The sequence below is a fragment of the Halomonas ventosae genome (assembly GCF_004363555.1).
Taxonomy (GTDB): Bacteria; Pseudomonadota; Gammaproteobacteria; order Pseudomonadales; family Halomonadaceae; genus Halomonas; species Halomonas ventosae.
In genome coordinates, this window is record NZ_SNZJ01000006.1 from 91,607 (window position 1) to 107,641 (window position 16,035).

Below are 16,035 nucleotides of genomic sequence, written 5' to 3' on the forward strand. Positions count from 1 at the left end.
CATCATTCACCAACTGGCGGATTCCTCATGCTGGACAAGGTCCTCATCGCCAATCGTGGCGAGATAGCCCTGCGCATCCTGCGCGCCTGCAAGGAACTGGGCATCAAGACGGTGGCGGTCCACTCGACGGCCGACCGCGAGCTCATGCACGTGCGCCTGGCGGACGAGGCCGTATGCATCGGGCCGGCTTCCTCGGCGAACTCCTACCTGAACATCCCGTCGCTGATCAGCGCCGCGGAAGTCACCGACTCCAGTGCCATCCACCCCGGCTACGGCTTCCTCTCCGAGAATGCCAACTTCGCCGAGCAGGTCGAACGCTCCGGTTTCACCTTCATCGGTCCCCGTGCCGAGACCATTCGCCTGATGGGCGACAAGGTCAGCGCCATCGAGTCGATGAAGAAGGCCGGCGTGCCGACGGTGCCCGGCTCCGACGGTCCCCTGGGTGACGACGAGGGGGAGATCCTCGCCGTGGCCCGGCGCATCGGCTACCCGGTGATCATCAAGGCCGCCGCCGGGGGCGGCGGGCGCGGCATGCGCGTGGTACACACCGAGGCGCACCTGCTCTCGGCGGTCAACGTCACCCGCACCGAGGCCTACTCCTCCTTCGGCGACGGCACCGTCTACATGGAGAAGTTCCTCGAGAACCCGCGCCACGTGGAGGTGCAGGTGCTGGCCGATGGCCAGGGCAACGCCATCCACCTCTATGATCGCGACTGCTCGCTGCAACGCCGTCACCAGAAGGTGATCGAGGAGGCCCCCGCCCCGGGAATCGACGAGACCGCCCGCGCCGAGGTCCTCGAGGCGTGCCGGGAGGCGTGCATCACCATCGGCTACCGGGGCGCCGGCACCTTCGAGTTCCTCTACGAGAACGGCCAGTTCTTCTTCATCGAGATGAACACCCGGGTCCAGGTGGAGCACCCCGTGACCGAGATGGTCACCGGCGTGGACATCGTCCGCGAGCAGCTGCGCATCGCCTCGGGCCTACCACTGTCGGTGCGCCAGGAGGACGTCAAGCTCGCCGGCCACGCCTTCGAGTGCCGCATCAACGCCGAGGATGCCAGGACCTTCATGCCCTCGCCGGGCAAGGTGACCCTCTACCACCCGCCCGGCGGTCTCGGCGTGCGCATGGACTCCCATGTCTACACGGGCTACACCGTGCCGCCCCACTACGACTCGCTGATCGGCAAGCTGATCACCTGGGGCGTGGACCGGGAGACGGCGCTGATCCGCATGCGCAACGCCCTGGACGAGCTGCTGGTGGAAGGCATCAAGACCAACACCGACCTGCACAAGGACCTGGTGCGCGACGGCTACTTCCAGCAGGGCGGCGTCAACATCCACTACCTGGAGAAGAAGCTGGGCCTCTGAGCCCGGCATCTTTCCTGCCTGCGGGGCGGCCACGGCCGCCCCGCTTGCGTTCCCCCTGCCGCTCCCAGCCCCGATCGGAGACCGCCCATGCCCTGGATGCAACTCAAGGCCCGCATTGCCCCCGAGCACGCCGAACTCCTCGAGGAGCTGCTGCTCGCCGAGGGCGCGACCGCCATCACCCTGCAGGACGCCTTCGACGATCCGGTCTTCGAGCCGGAGCGGGGCACCACCCCGCTGTGGGATGAGACGGTGCTCACCGGCCTCTACGACGACCTGGAGGGGATTGAGGCGATGCTCGACCGGGTGCGCCAGGCCTGGGCCGCCGAGTTTCCCGAGGAGCCCTGCCCCGAGGTCGAGGTCGAGCTGCTGGCCGACCGCGACTGGGAACGCGAGTGGATGGACGACTTCCATCCCCTGCGGATGGGCGAGAAGCTGTGGATCGTGCCGAGCTGGCACGCCCCGCCGGAGCCCGACGCCGTCAACCTCCACCTGGACCCGGGGCTAGCCTTCGGCACCGGCACCCACCCCACCACGGCGCTGTGCCTGGCCTGGCTCGACGGCCTGTCGGTGGCTGGCGAACTGCAGGCCCTTTCGGTCCTCGACGTGGGGTGCGGCTCGGGCATCCTCGCCATCGCCGCCCTCAAGCTCGGGGCACAACGGGCCACCGGCACCGATATCGACCCCCAGGCGCTGCAGGCCAGTCGCGACAATGCCGAGCGCAACGGCGTGGCTGAGGCCGACTTCCGGCTCTGCTATCCCGAGCAACTCGAGCCGGGCGACTTCCCGCTGGTGGTCGCCAACATCCTCGCCGGGCCCCTGGTGGAGCTGGCCGACGAGATCGCCGGGCGCGTGGCCCCGGGGGGCCGCCTGGCCCTCTCGGGCATCCTCGAGGGGCAGGCCGAGGCGGTGCTCGAGGCCTACCGCGAACAGGGCCTGGTCATGGACGAGCCGGAGGTCCGCGAGGGCTGGGTGCGACTTTCCGGGCGCCGCCCCTGACAGGCATTCGCCTTGAGTAGCGGTTCACCAACGCCGACCGGGGGCGTATGATATGCAGCCCCTGACGCCAGCGACCCCGACCATGTCCGACTCTCGCCCCCTGCCCCGCATCGGCCGCCACCAGCTCCCCAACCGGGTGGTCCTGGCGCCCATGGCCGGGGTCACCGACCGCCCCTTCCGGACGCTCTGCCGCCGTCTCGGGGCCGGCCTGGTGGTGGGCGAGATGGTCACCTCGGACCCCAGCCTCTGGCATACCCGCAAGTCCCGGCTGCGCATGGACCACCGCGGCGAGCCGGGCCCGCGCAGCGTGCAGATCGCCGGTGGCGACGCACAGATGCTCGCCGAGGCGGCGCGCCTCAATGCCAAGATGGGTGCCGAGATCATCGACATCAACATGGGCTGCCCGGCCAAGAAGGTCTGCAACAAGGCGGCCGGCTCCGCCCTGCTGCGCGACGAGGCCCTGGTGGCGGAGATCCTCACGGCGGTGGTCGACGCGGTGGACGTACCGGTGACGCTCAAGATCCGCACCGGCTGGTGCGCCGACAGCAACAACGGCGTGCGGGTCGCGCGCATCGCCGAGGACGCCGGCATCCAGGCCCTGGCCGTGCATGGCCGCCATCGCCAGCAGCGCTACGGCGGCGAGGCCGAGTACGACACCATCGCCGCCATCAAGGCCGACGTGGGCATCCCGGTGTTCGCCAACGGGGATATCGATTCTCCCGCCAAGGCCGCTCGCGTCCTCGACTATACTGGTGCGGATGCGGTGATGGTCGGCCGCGCCGCCCAGGGCAACCCCTGGATCTTCCGCGAGATCGACCACTACCTGCGCCATGGCCAGCCATATGCCGCACCGGGAGATGAGGAGCGCGCCGAGGTCCTTCGCGACCACCTGGCGGCGCTGCATGGCTTCTATGGTGAGCACCTGGGTGTGCGCATCGCGCGCAAGCATCTCGGCTGGTACCTGGCCGGAGATGCACGTTTCGACGACGCCGGGCGGCGTGCCCTGCGGGCCACCTTCAATGGCCTGGAGAGTCGCCATGCCCAGCGCCGCTTCATCGATGAACTCTTTCGTCACGACCCCGCCGCGACCCCGGGTCGCATTGCCCGGGCCGTGGCACCGGATGGAATCTGTGCCGCATGACCAGCAGCCAATCCTTTGACCAGAATGCCGCGCTGCCCGAGCTGGATGCCCGGGCCTCCCGTGATCTCGCCATGCTGAGCGAGGGCGTGCGACCGGGCCCGTCGGACGACCGGCCCCTGCGCGAGGCAGTGGAGGCCTCGCTGGCCCGCTACTTCGACCACCTCGACGGCAGCAGCGTCAGCGACCTCTACGCCATGGTGATGGCCGAGGTCGAGGCCCCGCTGCTCTCCTCGGTCCTCGACCATACCCAGGGCAACCAGACCCGCGCCGCCGAGATGCTCGGCCTGAACCGCGGCACCCTGCGCAAGAAGCTCAAGCACTATGGCCTGATCTGACCGCTCCCCCGAGGGAGTCCGTGGCACTCCCTTCGGCTTTCCCGCCGCCCCATTCACCCCCATCGACAGAAGAGTGACCCCCATGGCCCAAGCCTCCTCCGCCGCGGTTCGCCGCGCCCTGATCAGCGTCTCCGACAAGACCGGCATCGTCGACTTCGCCCGCGGCCTCGTCGAGCAGGGCGTCGCATTGCTCTCCACCGGCGGCACCTTCCGCCTGCTCCAGGAGAACGGCATCGACGTGACCGAGGTCTCCGAGCACACCGGTTTCCCGGAGATCATGGACGGCCGGGTCAAGACGCTGCATCCGAAGATCCACGGCGGCATCCTGGGGCGCCGCGGCCAGGACGATGCGGTGATGGCGGAACACGGCATCGACCCCATCGACATGGTGGTGGTCAACCTCTACCCCTTCTCGGCCACCGTGGCGCGGCCGGATTGCACCCTCACGGACGCCATCGAGAATATCGACATCGGCGGCCCGACCATGGTGCGGGCCTGCGCCAAGAACCATGCCCACACCACCATCGTGGTGGATGCCGGCGACTACGCCCGGGTGCTGGGCGAGATCGCCGCCGGGGACGGCGCCGTGTCCGATGCCACCCGCTTCGACCTGGCGGTCAAGGCCTTCGAGCACACCGCCGGCTATGATGCCGCCATCGCCGACTACCTGGGCCAGCGAGTACCCGGTGGCGAGGACGGCTTCCCGCGCACCTACAACCTGCAGTTCGAGAAGAAGCAGGCCATGCGCTACGGCGAGAATCCTCACCAGAATGCCGCCTTCTACGTCGAGGCCGACGCCAGCGAGGCCAGCGTGGCCACCGCGACCCAGTTGCAGGGCAAGGCGCTCTCCTTCAACAACGTCGCCGACACCGATGCCGCCTTCGAATGCGTCAAGGCCTTCACCGACACCGCCTGCGTGATCGTCAAGCACGCCAACCCCTGCGGCGTGGCCGTGGGCGCAAGCCCCCGGGAAGCCTACGAGAAGGCCTTCGCCACCGACCCGACCAGCGCCTTCGGCGGCATCATCGCCTTCAACGTGCCGCTGGACGAAGAGACCGCCCGGGCCATCGTCGACCGCCAGTTCGTCGAGGTGATCATCGCCCCGGGGGTCGAGGAGGCGGCGCTCGCCATCGTCGCCGAGAAAAAGAACGTGCGCCTGCTCGATGTCGGTGCCAAGTGGCCCGGCGAGCGCGAGCACGCCCATGACTTCAAGCGCGTCACCGGTGGCCTGCTGGTGCAGGACCGCGACCTGGGCATGGTCGGCCGCGACGAGCTGACCGTGGTCACCGAGCGGGTGCCCAGCGAGCAGGAGATGCGCGACCTGGCCTTCGCCTGGAAGGTGGCCAAGTACGTCAAGTCCAACGCCATCGTCTACGCAAAGGACGGCCAGACCATCGGCGTGGGCGCCGGCCAGATGAGCCGGGTCTACTCGGCGAAGATCGCCGGCATCAAGGCTGCCGACGAGGGTCTCTCGGTGCCCGGCTCGGTGATGGCCAGCGACGCCTTCTTCCCCTTCCGCGACGGCATCGATGCCGCGGCCGCCGCCGGCATCGCCGCGGTGATCCAGCCCGGCGGATCGATGCGCGACCAGGAGGTGATCGACGCCGCCAACGAGGCGGGCATCGCCATGGTGTTCACCGGGATGCGCCACTTCCGGCACTGACGCCTGCGGCGAGTGGCAAGGAGCAAGGAGCAAGGAGCAAGGAGCAAGGAGCAAGGAGCAAGGCAGGATAGTGCCGAGGCTTCTTCCTTCCGTCCCCCGCCCCCTGACCGTCCTTGTCGATGAAAAAAACCCACTCAACCATCAGGTCGAGTGGGTTTTTTCGTGGGAGAAACGGCGGCCCGTCTACGAGCCGCTTGTTCCTTGCCCCTTGAGCCTTGTCGCTCTTACCCCAGATCGATGCAGAGGTACTTGGTCTCCAGGAACTCCTCCAGCCCCTGGTGGCCACCCTCGCGACCCAGGCCCGAGGCCTTGACCCCGCCGAAGGGCGCGGCGGCATTGGAGATCAGCCCGGTGTTGATGCCTACCATGCCGTACTCCAGGGCATCGGCGACGCGCCAGACGCGCCCCAGGTCCCGGGAGTAGAAGTAGGAGGCCAGGCCGTACTCGGTGTCGTTGGCCATGTTGACGGCGTCCTCCTCGTCATCGAAGGGGAAGACCGCCGCCAGCGGACCGAAGGTCTCCTCGTGAGCCACCTTCATGCTGGTGTTGGCGAAGCTGATCAGGGTCGGCGTGAAGAAGTTGCCGCCCAGCGGGTGCGGATGGCCACCCAGCAAGAGCTCGGCGCCCTGGTCCACGGCGTCATGGACATGCTCGCTGACCTTGGCCACCGCCTTGTCGTCGATCAGCGGGCCGATGTTGATCCCGTCCTGGGTGCCGTCACCGACCTTGAGCTCGCTGTTCATGGCGACCGCCAGCTTCTCGCAGAAGGCGTTGACCACGCTGGACTGGACCAGGAAGCGATTGGTGCAGACGCAGGTCTGGCCGGCGTTACGGAACTTGGCGGCCATGGCCCCCTCCACCGCGGCGTCCAGGTCGGCATCCTCGAAGACGATGAAGGGGGCGTTGCCGCCCAGTTCCAGGGAGATCTTCTGGATGTGCTGGGAGGCCTGGGCCATCAACTGGCGACCCACCTCGGTGGAGCCGGTGAAGGTGATCTTGCGCACCAGCGGCGACTCGGTCATCGCCGCGGCGATCTCGGAAGCGCGGCCCGGCACCACGTTGAACACCCCGCGCGGCACCCCCGCCCGCTCGGCCAGCTTGGCCAGTGCGGTGGCGGAGAACGGGGTCTGGCTGGCCGGCTTGACCACGATGGTGCAGCCGGCGGCCAGGGCCGCGCCCGCCTTGCGGGTGATCATCGCCGCGGGGAAGTTCCAGGGAGTGATGGCCCCCACCACGCCGACGGGCTGCTTGGTGACCACGATGCGCTGGTTGGGCTTGGCAGCGGGCACCGTCTCGCCGTAGATGCGCCGCGCCTCCTCGGCGAACCAGCGCAGGAAGCTCGCCGCATAGGCGATCTCGCCGGCGGCCTCCTTGAGCGGCTTGCCCTGCTCGAAGGTCATGATCATGGCCAGGTCGTCCTGATGCTCGAGCATCAGGTCGTGCCACTTCATCAGGATGTCGGCGCGCTCCTGGGCGGTCATCGCACGCCACGCCGGCAGGGCGGCATCGGCCGCGGCGATGGCCCGCTCGGTCTCGGCCCGCCCCAGGCGCGGCACATCCCCCATGGCCTCGCCGGTGGCCGGATTGAGGACGTTGATCTGCTCGCCGCTGTCGGCGGCGACCCAGCTGCCGTCGATATAGGCGAAGGGACAGTAGAGCTGCGTTTCCTTGAGGGCTTGCATGATCGTCTCCTGCCGCGAAGGCGGCCTCTTGTCGGTTTGCCCCCATGCTAAGCGAAAGACCCCGGTGCACCAAGCACCGGGGTCCTTTTCTATCGCCGAGTCAGGACAAGGCTCAGCGCGGCCGGCGCGGCTCCCGGGAGTCGGAGAGGGTGATGGAGACGGAGTCGGCGAAGCGCAGCGCATGGGGCTTGTCGATCTCCACCTGGGCGGTCAGCACCTGGTCGTGCCCCATGATCAGGTCCAGCACTTCGCGGGTCATGCGCTCGAGCAGCAGGAAGCGGTGGTCCTCCACCAGGGCGATCACCTGCTTGGTGATGGTGCGGTAGTTGAGCGCCTGCTCGATATGATTGAACTCGACAGCCTTGTCGGCGCGATAGCGGATCACGGCATTGATCACCACGTCCTGTCGGTTCTTGATCTCGTCATCCTTGATGCCGATATGGGTCCGCAGCCGCAGGTTCTTGATGCGGATCGTGGCGAGGTCATGGTCGAAATGCTGGTCGTCCAGGGCATGCATCGGCATGTCGGGGCTCCTTGCGGGGGAATCAGCGGCCGCTGACCAGGGTGAGGAATTCCTGGCGCGTGCTCTGCTTCTCGCGGAAGGCACCGAGCATCACCGAGGAGGTCATGCTGGAGTTCTGCTTCTCCACCCCGCGCATCATCATGCACAGGTGGCGCGCCTCGATCACCACCGCCACCCCACGGGCCTCGGTGACCTGCAGCACTGCCTCGGCGATCTGACGGGTCAGGTTCTCCTGGATCTGCATGCGCCGGGCATACATGTCGACGATCCGTGCGAACTTGGAGAGCCCCAGCACCTTGCCGCTGGGCAGGTAGGCGATATGGCACTTGCCGATGAAGGGCAGCAGGTGGTGCTCGCACATGGAGTAGAGCTCGATGTCCTTGACCAGCACCATCTCGTCCGTCTCCGACTCGAACACCGCGCCGTTGACGATCTCTTCCAGCGACTGGGTATAGCCCCGATTGAGGAACTGCATCGCCTTGGCGGCCCGTTTCGGGGTGTCGCGCAGCCCCTCACGGTCGGGGTCCTCCCCCAGTTCGTGGATGATCCGGCGATAGTGGTTGGCGAGTTCTTCGGTCATGGTCAGGCCCCGTGGCAATGTCGGTGTCCGATGGGTCGTTGGTGGATGGCCTGGCCATCACAACATGTACAGAAGATATACAAGTTTTTAAACTTGTACAATAAAAGAGTCTCGGGACTCGTTAGTCTAGCGCATGACGCCTGACAACGCAGCGGTGGTCATTGCCGGAGAGTGACATCGTGTCGCGTCTTCACCGCCACCGGCCGGCTGCCGGCCCGCCCGGCCTGTGATAAGGTAGCGACTGCTTCATGCTGTGCCCAAGTCACCCTCGAGAGCCCGACATGATCAAGACCCATGCCTCTCTGCTGATGGCCGCCATGCTGGCGATGCCGACCCTGGCCATGAGCGATACCCTCGAACTGCCGGCCGATGCGACCGTCGATGTCCAGGTCATCGACGTGATGACGCTCTCCGCACAGGCGCCGGAACGCAACGACGTGGTGCTCCACCCGGTGGCCGATGGCGACGCCTCCCATGCCCTGCCGGAATACTGCGTGCTGATCGGCGACGCCCGCCTCGACGGCGAGCGCATCCGCCTGACCACCCAGTCGCTGACCTGCATCGAGACCGAGGGCAGCGAGAGCGAGATCTACAGCGGCGAGATCTCCGCTGCCGCCTACGATACGGACGGCAATTTCGGACTCGCCGCCTGTCAGGACGGCAACTGCCGCCTGCTCCCGGAGCAGACCTTCCAGTTGCGCCTGGCCAGCGACCTGGCCATCGAACAGCAGGACAACCCCGCCGCCAGGATCAACGAGCAGCGCCGCGAGGCCGAGGGAGCGGGAGTCGCCAACCCGATTCCCGCCGAGGCACCGGATCCCGACGACGACTGAACGCCCCCCGTTGACGACGCGACGCACCCCACGGGGTGCGTCTTTCATGCTGTCGGACCAGCCCTCGGCCGCCTCAGGCCAGCCAGCGAGGCCGGGCCTCCAGTGCCTGGCGCTGCTGCTCCAGCATGCGCAGGTGCCCGTCCCAGTAGCCGGCATCGGCGAGCCACGGAAACGCCGGCGGAAAGGCCGGATCCTCCCAGCGATCCACCAGCCAGGCGCTGTGGCGCAGCAGGCGCAGGGTGCGCAGCGGCTCCACCAGCGCAAGCTCCCGACGGTCGAAGTCACGGTGCTGCTCGTAGCCCTCGGCTACCTCGGAGAGCTGCATCTGGCGCTCGCCCTCCTCCTGCGCGGTGAACAGCATCCACAGGTCCTGGATGGCCGGGGCCATCAGGCAGTCGTCGAAGTCGACCAGTGCGAAGTGCTCGTCGCGGCCGAGGATGTTGCCGATATGGCAGTCGCCCTGCACCCGGATCGCCTGATCCGCACTCCAGGCCTGGGGTGCCAGGCGGCGATGCAGGGTCGCGGTGATGCGCTCGTAGGCCTGTCGCTGGCGTCGATCCAGCCAGCGGCTGGCCAGCACCTTGTCACGGGCCTCGAGCACCATGCCATCCAGGTCCAGGGCACGACGATGAACGAAGCGTCCCCGCTCGCCCACCGCATGCACCGCGCCGATCAGCTCGCCCAGGGCGAACAGGTGGGCCGGGTTCTCCAACTCGGGCGCCTGTCCCGGCAGGTGGGGAAAGAGGGTGAAGCGAAAGCCCTCGGCGCGATGCAGGCTCTCGCCCGCCGCGTTCCGCCAGGGGGCGGCCACGGCCACCTCGGCCGCGGCGAGCTCGGCCAGGAAGTCGTGCTCCTCGTGGATCTGAGCATCCGTCCAGCGCTCGGGGCGGTAGAACTTCACCACCCAGCGGCGGCGCTCCTCGTCATGCACCAGAAAGACCCGGTTCTCGTAGCTGTTGAGGGCAAAGGGCTCACCGGGCAGCCAGAAGCCGAGCGACTCCACGGCCGCCACCACCCGGGCGGGCGAGAGCTGGGCGAAGGGATGAGGGGTGGTGTCCATGAGGGCTCCCGGGTCAACGAGGTCCACATGCTAACAGGGAAGCGTCCGCCTGTGTCGCAGCAAGCGTGCCTGGACCGGCTCTCGCTTCGGCCTGCTCCCGGCGCCACTCGCTGTGCTCGACGACAATCCTCCCGTCCGATCGTCAATGTCGCCCTGCCGGCGTCCGGGCCACCGCCCAGGCCTGCACCTCCTCGGCACCGGCTCGGCGACAGGCCACGGCCAGAGCGTCCAGCGTCGCCCCGGTGGTCATGACGTCATCCACCAGCGCCACCCGCCCTGGCAGGCCTGACGGGAGGCGAAAGGCCCCGCGCAGGTTGCGGCGCCGCTCGCCACGGTCCAGGCCGCGCTGGGTCCGAGTGTCGCGGGTACGCTGTGCCAGCACCAGCGGACAGCCCAGTTGTCGCCCGAGACGCGCGGCCAGCCAGCGCGCCTGGTCGAAGCCCCGCTCGCGGGCTCGCCGGGGATGCAGGGGAACCGGTACCAGCGCCTCGGGCCAGCCTCGCGCCTCCGCTGGCAGCCCGGCCGCCATCAGCTCCAGCAGCACCCGGCCGGCACGTGGCGAGGCATCGAACTTGAAGCGCTGTACCAGGCCGGCCACCTCGGCATCGTAGCGCAGCGGCACCCAGGCGCGGTCGAACCCTGGCGGGCGACGCAGGCAGTGACCGCAACGATGTCCCCGCGCGGCCACCGGCTGGGGCTCGGCGCAGCCGGGACAGGCACTCAGGTTCCAGGGCAGCTCCGAGAAGCAGGCCTCGCACCAGGGGTGCTGCCCTGGCAGGGGGGTCAGGCAGAAGACGCAGCGTCCGGGCAGGGCCCGTCCCAGCCAGCAGTCAACCTTGATTTTCCAGAAGGTTGACATGGCGGCCGCAGGCCTTAGGCTATCCGTCAACCTGGATATGACCGACAAGTTGACCATAAGCGAGCCCACCATGCCCCCTGCGTCCCACGAATCACGCGCCGCTTCCCTGACCCTAGCCTCGCGGGGCGAGGTCCGCCACGACTGGACGGTCGAGGAGATCGAGGCGCTCTTCGCCCTGCCCTTCAACGACCTGCTGTTTCACGCCCAGCAGGTCCATCGTGCCCACTTCGATCCCAATGCCGTGCAGGTCTCCACCCTGCTCTCCATCAAGACCGGCGCCTGCCCCGAGGACTGCAAGTACTGCCCGCAGTCGGGGCACTACAACACCGGCCTGGGCAAGGAGAAGCTGCTGGAGGTCGAGAAGGTGGTCGAGCAGGCCCGGGCCGCCCGCAAGGCCGGCGCCAGCCGCTTCTGCATGGGCGCGGCCTGGAAGAGCCCCCGCGAGAAGGACCTCGACGTGGTGCTGGAGATGGTCCGCCGGGTCAAGGCGCTGGGCCTGGAGACCTGCATGACCCTGGGGATGGTCGACACCGACCAGGCCGGCCGCCTGGCCGAGGCGGGGCTCGACTACTACAACCACAACCTCGACACCTCGCCCGAGTACTATGGCGAGATCATCACCACCCGCACCTATGCCGACCGGTTGGAGACCCTGGGTAACGTGCGCGAGGCCGGCATGAAGGTCTGCTCGGGGGGCATCCTCGGCATGGGTGAGGCGCCCCGCGACCGCGCCGCCCTGCTCCAGCAGCTGGCACGCCTCGAGCCGCATCCGGAGTCGGTGCCGATCAACATGCTGGTGAAGGTCCCCGGCACGCCGCTCGAGGATGTGGAGGACCTCGACCCCATCGAGTTCATCCGCGCCATCGCCGTGGCCCGCATCCTGATGCCGGCGAGCCACGTGCGCCTCTCCGCCGGTCGCGAGCAGATGAATGAATCCACCCAGGCACTGGCCTTCCTGGCCGGGGCCAACTCGATCTTCTACGGCGACCAGTTGCTGACCACGTCCAACCCCCAGGCGGAACAGGACCGCGCGCTGTTCGCCAAGCTGGGGCTGCATCCGGAAGTGGTAGAAAAGAGCGCACGAGAGACCTGCACCGACGATGCCCGTCAGCAGGCCGAACTGGAGGCCGCGCTGGTTCGCCGTTCGGCGGCGGCGCTCGATGCGAGGGCCACCGAACTCGCCTACGACGCCGCCCAGGCCTGACCCGCCATGCCGGATGCCTGGAGCACACATCTCGCCGAGCGGGCCGCAACCCGTCGCCACGCCGGGCGCTGGCGACAGCGCCGCACTCGGCGCTGGAGCGACGGCTGCCGTGACTTCGCCGGCAACGACTACCTGGGACTGGCCCGCGACCCGCGCCTTGCCGAGGCCCAGGCCGAGGGTGCCCGGCGCCTTGGCGCCGGCGCCCGGGCCTCGCACCTGGTCAGCGGCCACCTAGACGTACACGAGGCCCTGGAACAGCGCCTGGCCGCACTCACCGGCCGACCGGCGGCGCTGCTCTTCTCCACCGGTTACATGGCCAACCTCGGTACCCTGCAGGCGCTCTGTGACCCCGACACCCGGGTCTTCCAGGACCGTCTGAACCACGCCTCGCTGCTGGATGGCGCCAGCCTCGCCGGTGCCCGCTCGCGGCGCTTCCACCATAATGATCTCGGCGACCTCGAGCGGCTGCTCGCCCGCACCTCGAACGACGGGCGCCGGCTGGTGGTCAGCGACGGGGTATTCAGCATGGATGGCGACGTGGCCGATATCGCCGGACTCGCCGCGACCTGCTCTCGCCATGGGGCCTGGCTGATGGTCGACGACGCCCATGGCCTGGGCGTGCTGGGGGAGGCCGGCGATGGCTGCGTGGGCCGCGCCCATGGCGTCGACGAGGTTCCGGTGCTGGTCGGCACGCTCGGCAAGGCGCTGGGCTCCGCCGGCGCCTTCGTGGCCGGCAGCCAGGCGCTGGTCGAGCACCTGATCCAGTTCGCCCGCCCCTACGTCTATACCACCGCCCAGCCGCCCGGGGTGGCCGCCGCCACCCTCGAGGCGCTGGCACTGCTCGAGGCCGAGCCCGAACGGCGCACCCGCCTGGCGACCCTGATCAGGCGCTTCCGCCACGAGGCCACCCTGCTCGGACTGCCGCTGGCCACCTCCACCACGCCGATCCAGCCACTGGTGCTGGGGGACTGCCAGCGGGTCATGGAATGGGCGGCGCGGCTGGGCGAGCGCGGCATCCTGGTCGGCGCGATCCGCGAGCCCACGGTGCCCCGCGGCCAGGCACGGCTGCGCATCACCCTGAGCGCCGCCCATACCGATGCCGACCTGGAGGCCTTGCTCGAAGGACTGGCGGGTTGTCAGGCCCGAGACACCGCCAGCCGACGGGAGCTCACCCCATGACGACACTGGTGCTGCTCTCCGGCTGGGGCTGCGACGCGCGACTCTGGCAGCCGCTGGCCGAGCACTGGCCGAGTGGCATGACGGCCACCACCCCGGACTGGCCCGGCTACGGAGCCCGTCCCCCGCTCTCGGCCCCCGGCAGCCTGACCGAGCTGGCCGATGCCATGGGCGACGACCTGTCGCCGGACGCCGTGTGGGTGGGCTGGTCGCTGGGCGGGCTGCTCGCCGCCGCCCTGCTCGACCAATTACCCGCGCCCCGGGCCCTGGTGCTGCTCGGCATGGGGGAGCGCTTCTGCCATGACGAGGGCATCCCCCCGACGGAGCTGGCCGCCTTCCGCCAGGCCTTCGCGCGTGCCCCTGAGGCGACCCACCGCCACTTCCTGCGCTGGCAGCTTACCGGCGAGCCCGACCCACGCGCCGCCCACCGGCAATTGCGAGACTTGCTCGGCGATGACAGCGGTGCCGACCACACCACCCTGGCCGCAGGGCTGGACCAGCTCGCCGGGCTCGATAACGCTGTCCGCCTGGCCAGCGCGCCCTGCCCGGTCTGGCACGTCGCAGGGGAGCGGGACCCGCTGCTCGCCCCACGGCTTCGCGAGTGCGCCGATCATCGTCTGGCCGGTGCCGGCCACTGCCCAATGCTCAGCCAACCGACCTCGCTGGCCGCCTGCCTCGCCGGCATCGCCGGGAGGAGCACGCCATGAGCGCCCTGCCGCTCGCCACGCTGGCCCCTCGGAGCACGCCCCCGGGAGAAGACTGGCGGGCCCGTGTGTCCCGCGCCTTTTCCCGCGCGGCCCCGCGCTATGTCGAGCGCGCCGTCGCTCAGCGGGTCATGGCCGAGCCGCTGCTTTCCCGCCTGCCCCCGCGAGCCGAGAGGGTGCTCGACCTGGGCTGTGGACCGGGCGAGATGGCCGCGAGCCTGGCCAGGCACTTCGGTCGCGGCTGCACGGTCAGCGGCCTGGACCTTGCCCCAGGCATGCTCGAGGTGGCCCGCCGGACCCACGGGGACGCGGCCCGCTGGCTGTGCGGCGATGCCGCCGCCCTGCCGCTGGGGGATGCCAGCCAGGATCTGGTGGTCTCCAACCTGGCGATCCAGTGGTGCCCGGACCTCGACGCCGTGATGGCCGAGCTTCGCCGCGTCCTGCGCCCGGGGGGCCGGGCACTGGTCAACACCCTGGGCCCCGGCACCCTGGCCGAGGTGGGCCGTGCCTGGTCACGCCCCGACCAGCCCGCCGGCCTGCTGGCCTTCCGGGACGCCACCTGCCATCGGCAAGCGGCACGGGCGGCGGGCTTTGACCGCCTCGACTGCCGGACGCGGGCAATGCGCTTCCACTATCCCGACCTCGCCGCGGTGATGACCTCCATCAAGGGCATCGGTGCCCAGCCATCGCGACCCGAGGGCCGCCTCACCCGCGCCGACCTGGCACGGGCGGCGCGCCGCTACGAGACGCAGCGCGAGCCCGAGGGGCTGCCCGTCACCTATCGCCTGATGACCCTGGAGCTTTACGCCTGAGATGAGCGCCTACTTCGTGACCGGCACCGACACCGACGCCGGCAAGACCTTGGTCACCAGCGGCCTGCTGGCCCTGGCCCGACGCCGCGGCCTCACCACCCTGGGCCTCAAGCCCGTGGCCTCGGGCTGCGAGGCCACGCCCCAGGGCCTGCGCAACGCCGATGCCCTGGCCCTGCAGGCCCAGTCCCGACCTCCCCTGCCCTACGCGACCCTCAACCCCTTCGCCTTTGCCCCGGCCATCGCCCCGCACCTGGCCGCCCGCCGGGCGGGCGTGACGCTGACTCTCGATGAACTGGTCGACCAGGCCCGCCCGATGCTTGCCGAGCAGCGCGACCTGACCCTGGTCGAGGGCGCCGGCGGCTGGCGGGTGCCCCTGAACGAGACCGACGACCTCTCGGCATTGGCCGTCCAGCTCGAACTGCCGGTACTGCTGGTAGTGGGCCTGCGCCTGGGCTGCATAAGCCATGCACGGCTCACCTGTGACGCGATCCGGGCAGACGGCCTGCGCCTGGCGGGCTGGGTCGGCAACCTCGTGGACCCCGGGCTCTCCTTCGATGCGGCCGCGGACGACGCCCTCTACCGCGATAACCTGGCGACCCTCGCGCACCACCTGCCCGCCCCCTGCCTGGGCGTGGTGCCGCGGCTGGCGGCGGAGTCTCCCGCGGCCATGGCCACAGCCGCCGCCCATTACCTGATCCTGCCCAATGACGATCCCAAGCAAGGAGCGCCGGGTACAAGCCGAAGAGGAGGTCCTACGCCAGGGATGGCGTCGGTAGCGCCCAGGGAGGGGTTCACAGCGCCTCCTCGCAGGCTTGTGGACGGATCAGCTCCGAGCGATGGACACATGCTCAGTGAGCTGACCGATGGCGATTGACTTGCGCGGGGGCGTCCGTAGAATGTGGTCGCCTGCCTGCCCGTGCGGATGTGGTGGAATTGGTAGACACGCCAGGTTTAGGTCCTGGTGCCTTCGGGCGTGGGAGTTCAAGTCTCCCCATCCGCACCATCTGTACTCCCCGTTCTTAACGCGATCCTCCCCGTCATCTCCCCGAGATGTGCGGCGCTTTCGCGTGCCCGTCATACCGCTTCACCGCTGCCACGG

At 69.2% G+C, this 16,035-nt stretch carries 15 protein-coding genes, 1 tRNA gene and 1 pseudogene; 12 read left to right on the forward strand and 5 right to left on the reverse strand.

Annotated features, from left to right (window positions below; all coding sequences use genetic code 11):
* The first annotated feature begins 27 nt into the window (after positions 1 to 27).
* The 5 genes from accC to purH all read left to right on the forward strand — a co-directional run bounded on the left by accC (position 28) and on the right by purH (position 5,503).
* Complete coding sequence (gene accC / locus DFP85_RS06750) at positions 28 to 1,368, forward strand: acetyl-CoA carboxylase biotin carboxylase subunit (protein ID WP_133635540.1); 1,341 nt, start codon at positions 28 to 30, stop codon at positions 1,366 to 1,368.
* Between the two features lie 87 nt (positions 1,369 to 1,455).
* Complete coding sequence (gene prmA / locus DFP85_RS06755) at positions 1,456 to 2,364, forward strand: 50S ribosomal protein L11 methyltransferase (protein WP_133635541.1); 909 nt, start codon at positions 1,456 to 1,458, stop codon at positions 2,362 to 2,364.
* Positions 2,365 to 2,446: 82 nt separating this feature from the next.
* Positions 2,447 to 3,505 (forward strand): tRNA dihydrouridine synthase DusB, encoded by a 1,059-nt coding sequence (dusB, locus tag DFP85_RS06760; protein ID WP_133635542.1) that lies wholly within the window; start codon positions 2,447 to 2,449, stop codon positions 3,503 to 3,505.
* Positions 3,502 to 3,840 (forward strand): DNA-binding transcriptional regulator Fis, encoded by a 339-nt coding sequence (gene fis / locus DFP85_RS06765; RefSeq protein WP_133635543.1) that lies wholly within the window; start codon positions 3,502 to 3,504, stop codon positions 3,838 to 3,840. Before dusB ends, fis begins: the two co-directional genes overlap by 4 nt.
* A gap of 82 nt (positions 3,841 to 3,922) precedes the next feature.
* Positions 3,923 to 5,503, forward strand: a complete 1,581-nt coding sequence (purH, locus tag DFP85_RS06770) for a bifunctional phosphoribosylaminoimidazolecarboxamide formyltransferase/IMP cyclohydrolase (protein WP_133635544.1) — start codon at positions 3,923 to 3,925, stop codon at positions 5,501 to 5,503.
* A 224-nt stretch (positions 5,504 to 5,727) separates the two neighbouring features.
* Here the strand turns inward: purH and DFP85_RS06775 are convergent, their stop codons facing one another.
* The 3 genes from DFP85_RS06775 to folE form a co-directional block, all read right to left on the reverse strand.
* On the reverse strand, positions 5,728 to 7,185 hold the full coding sequence (locus DFP85_RS06775) for an NAD-dependent succinate-semialdehyde dehydrogenase (protein WP_133635545.1): 1,458 nt from the start codon (positions 7,183 to 7,185) through the stop codon (positions 5,728 to 5,730).
* Positions 7,186 to 7,297: 112 nt separating this feature from the next.
* Complete coding sequence (folX, locus tag DFP85_RS06780) at positions 7,298 to 7,708, reverse strand: dihydroneopterin triphosphate 2'-epimerase (protein ID WP_106230363.1); 411 nt, start codon at positions 7,706 to 7,708, stop codon at positions 7,298 to 7,300.
* A 22-nt stretch (positions 7,709 to 7,730) separates the two neighbouring features.
* Positions 7,731 to 8,288, reverse strand: coding sequence for a GTP cyclohydrolase I FolE (gene folE / locus DFP85_RS06785; protein ID WP_133635546.1), 558 nt, complete (start codon positions 8,286 to 8,288; stop codon positions 7,731 to 7,733).
* A 281-nt stretch (positions 8,289 to 8,569) separates the two neighbouring features.
* Here folE and DFP85_RS06790 point away from each other — a divergent pair, with 281 nt between their 5' ends.
* The gene (locus DFP85_RS06790; protein WP_133635547.1) at positions 8,570 to 9,121 is read left to right on the forward strand and encodes a TraB/TrbI/VirB10 family type IV secretion system protein; all 552 of its coding nucleotides are present in this window, start codon (positions 8,570 to 8,572) and stop codon (positions 9,119 to 9,121) included.
* A 73-nt stretch (positions 9,122 to 9,194) separates the two neighbouring features.
* On the opposite strand, the gene DFP85_RS06795 is transcribed toward DFP85_RS06790, so the two are convergent.
* Both DFP85_RS06795 and DFP85_RS06800 read right to left on the reverse strand, forming a co-directional pair.
* Complete coding sequence (locus tag DFP85_RS06795; RefSeq protein ID WP_133635548.1) at positions 9,195 to 10,181, reverse strand: serine/threonine protein kinase; 987 nt, start codon at positions 10,179 to 10,181, stop codon at positions 9,195 to 9,197.
* Between the two features lie 142 nt (positions 10,182 to 10,323).
* Complete coding sequence (locus DFP85_RS06800; protein WP_133635549.1) at positions 10,324 to 11,040, reverse strand: ComF family protein; 717 nt, start codon at positions 11,038 to 11,040, stop codon at positions 10,324 to 10,326.
* A gap of 70 nt (positions 11,041 to 11,110) precedes the next feature.
* Between DFP85_RS06800 and bioB the strand changes: the two genes are divergently transcribed.
* From bioB to DFP85_RS06830, 6 genes and pseudogenes are all read left to right on the forward strand, one after another.
* Positions 11,111 to 12,244, forward strand: coding sequence for a biotin synthase BioB (bioB, locus tag DFP85_RS06805; RefSeq protein ID WP_243737226.1), 1,134 nt, complete (start codon positions 11,111 to 11,113; stop codon positions 12,242 to 12,244).
* A gap of 6 nt (positions 12,245 to 12,250) precedes the next feature.
* Positions 12,251 to 13,423 carry an 8-amino-7-oxononanoate synthase gene (gene bioF, locus DFP85_RS06810; RefSeq protein WP_133635550.1) on the forward strand — a complete coding sequence of 391 codons (1,173 nt, stop codon included), beginning with the start codon at positions 12,251 to 12,253 and terminating at the stop codon, positions 13,421 to 13,423.
* Positions 13,420 to 14,127 (forward strand): alpha/beta fold hydrolase, encoded by a 708-nt coding sequence (locus DFP85_RS06815; RefSeq protein WP_133635551.1) that lies wholly within the window; start codon positions 13,420 to 13,422, stop codon positions 14,125 to 14,127. The genes bioF and DFP85_RS06815 overlap by 4 nt, the downstream gene beginning before the upstream one ends.
* Positions 14,124 to 14,936, forward strand: coding sequence for a methyltransferase domain-containing protein (locus DFP85_RS06820; RefSeq protein WP_133635552.1), 813 nt, complete (start codon positions 14,124 to 14,126; stop codon positions 14,934 to 14,936). The genes DFP85_RS06815 and DFP85_RS06820 overlap by 4 nt, the downstream gene beginning before the upstream one ends.
* 1 nt (position 14,937) lies before the next feature.
* Positions 14,938 to 15,642: pseudogene (gene bioD / locus DFP85_RS06825) on the forward strand (dethiobiotin synthase); the annotation flags it as partial.
* Between the two features lie 212 nt (positions 15,643 to 15,854).
* Positions 15,855 to 15,939 (forward strand) — tRNA-Leu (locus DFP85_RS06830).
* Positions 15,940 to 16,035: the final 96 nt, after the last annotated feature.